Source organism: Brasilonema angustatum (assembly GCF_059505445.1).
Genome location: NZ_JCACKO010000045.1, coordinates 1 through 4,193 on the forward strand (window position 1 = coordinate 1; position 4,193 = coordinate 4,193).

The 4,193-nt window shown below is 66.9% G+C and carries 4 protein-coding genes; 3 read left to right on the top strand and 1 reads right to left on the bottom strand.

Translation table 11 applies throughout. The annotated features are described in order from the left end of the window. Nucleotides 1–116 precede the first annotated feature (116 nt). The gene (locus AC5JM2_RS10440; protein ID WP_495834821.1) at nt 117–1,307 is read right to left on the bottom strand and encodes a penicillin-binding protein activator; all 1,191 of its coding nucleotides are present in this window, start codon (nt 1,305–1,307) and stop codon (nt 117–119) included. A gap of 388 nt (nt 1,308–1,695) precedes the next feature. On the opposite strand from AC5JM2_RS10440, the gene rsmI reads away from it, so the two are divergent. The 3 genes from rsmI to gshB are packed head-to-tail and all read left to right on the top strand — an operon-like array spanning nt 1,696 to nt 3,986. Continuing rightward, entirely contained in the window at nt 1,696–2,646 is a 951-nt protein-coding gene (gene rsmI / locus AC5JM2_RS10445) for a 16S rRNA (cytidine(1402)-2'-O)-methyltransferase (RefSeq protein ID WP_495834822.1), read from the top strand. Further along, on the top strand, nt 2,633–3,031 hold the full coding sequence (locus tag AC5JM2_RS10450) for a YraN family protein (protein WP_495834823.1): 399 nt from the start codon (nt 2,633–2,635) through the stop codon (nt 3,029–3,031). The genes rsmI and AC5JM2_RS10450 overlap by 14 nt, the downstream gene beginning before the upstream one ends. A gap of 10 nt (nt 3,032–3,041) precedes the next feature. Next, nucleotides 3,042–3,986: a glutathione synthase gene (gene gshB, locus AC5JM2_RS10455; protein WP_495834824.1), complete on the top strand. Its 945-nt coding sequence runs from the start codon at nt 3,042–3,044 to the stop codon at nt 3,984–3,986. Nucleotides 3,987–4,193: the final 207 nt, after the last annotated feature.

Sequence of the window (4,193 nt, forward strand, 5' to 3'; positions counted from 1 at the left end):
ATTGACTAACCGAGGCCCGTTACAGAAGCCCGGATGGAGCGCAGCGTAATCCGGGGTTGCGCACGCGGAGAGAACGGTCCCGGATTTCGCTGCGCTCCATCCGGGCTACGAAACCATCACGCCCCAAAACTCTTCGGCGAGCCCGCGACCGCAACACCGCCGCCCGTCGTCACCTTCATCACCGCAAGCCCGCGCTCATTGGTGCCATCGGCGCGGAAGCGGAACAGGCCGTCGATGCCGGCAAAGCCCGACGGATTGGTGAGCACATCCGCCGAGAACCGCGTCGTGCCCTGCGTGCGCGCGAGCGCGGCGACGAGGGCGACCGCGTCATAGGCGAGCGTCGCGGTGCGGATCGGATCGGCGCCGTATTTGGTGCGATAGCGGCCGGAGAACGCGCGGAAGCCGGCCGGGTCCGGCGCGGCGTAGAGGCCGCCTTGCAGATTCTGGCTGGCATAGACGCGCGGGCTGTCCCACAGGCCGGTGCCGAGCAACTGGATGTTGCGCAGATTCGCGCCTGCCGCGGTCATCGCATCCGCGACGGAAACAACGGCATCGCCGTCATCGGCGATGAAGAGCGCATCCGCGCCGCCGAGCTGCTGCGCCACCGTGCGCGCCGGCGTGGCGCGATCGGCGCCGTATTTCTCGAACGCGACGATGCGCCCGCCGCGCCGCGGCACCGCCGCCTTCACCGCGGCTTCGACGACATTGCCATAGGCATTGTCGGGCACGAGCACGGCGACCGCGCGCTTTCCGATGCCGGCGGAATATTCGACGATGCGATTGACGTCGGACTCGGGGAGGAACGAGAGCAGATAGACGCCGCGGCCGGCAATACTCGAGTCCGTCGAGAACGCGATGACGGAAATACCGCGCGTGCGCGCGACCTGCGCGACCGCAGGCACCGACTGCGCGAACAGCGGCCCCAGAATGATCTCGGCGCCTTCGTCGACCGCCTGCTGCGCACCGGCTTGCGCGCCCTGCGGGGTGCCATTGTCGTCCTTGATCAGGAGCTGGATGTTCGGATTCTGAAACTCGGCCAGCGCCATTTCGGCGGCATTGCGCATCGACTGCGCGGCGAGGCCGGCATTGCCGGCGGCCGAGAGCGGCAGGATCACGGCGACTTTCACCCCGCCGGTGCCGGCGGTCGTGGCCTGTTGCGGCGGGCCGGCCGGTTGGGCCGGAGGAGGGGAGGAGCTGCTGAAGGGGTTGGAGAACTGGCTGAGGCTCTGCTGCACGCCGGCACAGGCCGACAGCACGGGTGCGCCGAGCAGCAGGCCGAGCGCGCTCCGCCGGGTCGCCCCGGACAAACGGGGCCCCGGAACGGGAGACTTTGGATCACGCGGGCCCATGGCAGCAGCTTCTCTTCTGACCAGCCGTCGGCCGGCCGGTCACAACAACATTCTTGCCGCGACAGAAGCCGCGGATTCAGGCATATTGTCGGCAAATAGTTAACTAAAACAAAAGGATAATGACCGCTTAACGCGACCGCCCCTCACGTCTGGCTAGCTGTCCACCGTCCGTCACCCAGCATCAAGGCGGCGTTTCCGCCGTGAATATGACGCTGACTCTTCATTCCCTCGGGAATGTGATGCCTAATGGATCACATTCCAGTCCTTCCTCACCCCTCACCACGGCATGATCTTTTTCGGAGGACCGGTTCCCAGCCCCGGGGATCATGCCTAAGTTCGTCTGATTATGCGCGCAAAGCCGGCCCCGATAAATACGCCTGAAGGCCCAGACGCCGCCCCGCGCGGTTTCTCCATCGACGCCCATCGGCTGCCGGCGCCGAAGGCGGCGCCGGGTCTCTATCTGGTCGCGACCCCCATCGGTAATCTCGGCGACATCACCCTGCGGGCGCTGCAGACCCTCGCCGGCGTTGATGTCATCGCCTGCGAGGACACCAGGATCACGCGGCGCCTGACCGAGCGCTATGCGATCAGCGCGCAACTCAAGCAATATCACGAGCACAACGCCGAAGCCGCGCGCCCGAAGATCCTGGAGGCGCTGGCGGCAGGCGGCTCGGTCGCGCTGGTCTCCGACGCCGGCACGCCGCTGATCTCCGATCCCGGCTTCAAGCTGGTGCGCGAGGTCTGCGCCGCCGGCCATACGGTCCATGCGCTGCCCGGCCCGTCCTCGGTGCTGGCGGCGCTGTCGGTCGCGGCGCTGCCGACCGATCGCTTTTTCTTCGAGGGCTTTCTGCCAGCGAAATCTGCCGCGCGAAAATCACGCCTGACCGAGCTTGCCCGTATCGATGCGACGCTGGTGATGTTCGAATCCGGCAACCGCGTCCAGGATACGCTCACCGAGCTCGCCGAGATCATGGGCAGCCGCGAGGCCGCGATCTGCCGTGAGCTGACCAAGCTGCACGAGGAGATTTCGCGCGCGCCTCTCCACGAGCTGGCGCGGGATGCCGACGGGCTGGAGACGCGCGGCGAGTTCGTGCTGGTGATCGCTCCGCCGGCGGCCGACGCCGAGGTGCTGACATCGGATGCGCTCGACGATCTGCTGCGCGCGCAGCTTGCCGCGAACAGCGTCAAGGATGCCGTCGCGCACGCCGTCGCGCTGTCGGGGCGGCCGCGCCGCGAGGTCTATGCCCGCGCGCTTGAGCTCGCCAAGGACCAAAGGGACGGCGATGGCGAAGACTGAGGGCGCGGAACCGAAAGCCGCTTCCCCCGAGCGCGTCGCCGCGTTCCGCACCGGCATTTCCGCCGAGAGCCGCGCCGCCGCCTATCTGATGGCCAAGGGCTACCGCATCCTCGCCAAACGCTTCCGCACCCCGCATGGCGAAATCGACCTCGTGGCACGACGCCGCAATCTGATCGCCTTCGTAGAGGTCAAGGCCCGCGCCAGCCTCGACGAGGCCGCCTATGCGGTGACCCCGCGCCAGCAGCAGCGCATCATCGACGCCGCGCAAGGCTGGCTCGTGGCGCATCCCGAGCATGCCGAATTCGAATTGCGATTCGACGCCATGCTGATTGCGCCGCGCTCACTTCCACGCCATGTGTTGGCGGCATTCGACGCCTCGACCTGAAAGGCAGACCATGAAACTCAACGTCGCCGTCCAGATGGACCCCATCGCCCGCATCAACATCAAGGGCGATTCCACCTTCGCGCTGCTCCTGGAGGCGCAGAAGCGCGGCCACGGCCTGTCCTATTACACACCCGACAAGCTCTCGATGGTCGGCGAGGAGATCGTCGCGCCGGTCCAGCTCCTGACGGTGCGCGACGAGCCCGGCGATCATTTCACCCTCGGCGAGCCCCGGCGCGAGGCGCTGAACGGCTTTGACGTGGTGCTGCTGCGTCAGGATCCACCGTTCGACCTCGCCTACATCACCTCCACGCACATGCTCGAGCGCATCCATCCGAAGACGCTGGTCGTCAACGACCCGGCCTCGGTGCGCAATGCGCCGGAAAAGCTGTTCGTGATGAACTTCCCGCAGCTGATGCCGCCGACGCTGATCTCGCGCGACCTCGACGAGATCAACGCCTTCCGCGACAAGCACGGCGCCGTCGTGATGAAGCCGCTGCATGGCCATGGCGGCGCGGCGGTGTTCCGCGTCATGCCGCAGGACATGAATTTCGGCTCGCTGTTCGACATGTTCTCGGTGACGTTCAAGGAAGCCTGGGTGATCCAGCAGTTCATCCCCGAGGTGAAGCACGGCGACAAGCGCATCATCCTGGTCGATGGCGAGTTCGCCGGCGCTGTGAACCGCGTGCCGGCCGCCGACGACCTCCGCTCCAACATGGTGCGCGGCGGCGCGGCGAAGGAGACCGAGCTGACCCCGCGCGAGCGCGAGATCTGCGCCACCGTCGGCCCGGCGCTGCGCGAGCGCGGCCTGCTGTTTGTCGGCATCGACGTCATCAACGGCAACCTCACCGAGATCAACGTGACCTCGCCCACCGGCATCCGCGCCATCGCGCGGCTCGGCGGCCCCGACGTCGCGGCCAAGATCTGGGACGTGATCGAGCAGAAGCGGGCGAAGTGAGCGTCCGTCTTTTCGTAGATGGGGTAACGGGCCCCCCCCGGGGCCTTCCAGCGAAGCCGCGCTAGCTACGGCGCTGTTTGGTGGCGCGCGTCGCGCGGCTTGACTGGAAGGTTGGCGGTCGTCCCTCACATTGATGGTGTAACGGAGTCGAGGCTAGAGCAGATTCTGATCAGACGCGATCATAACCGGCCGCGGCGAAGAAGTTCA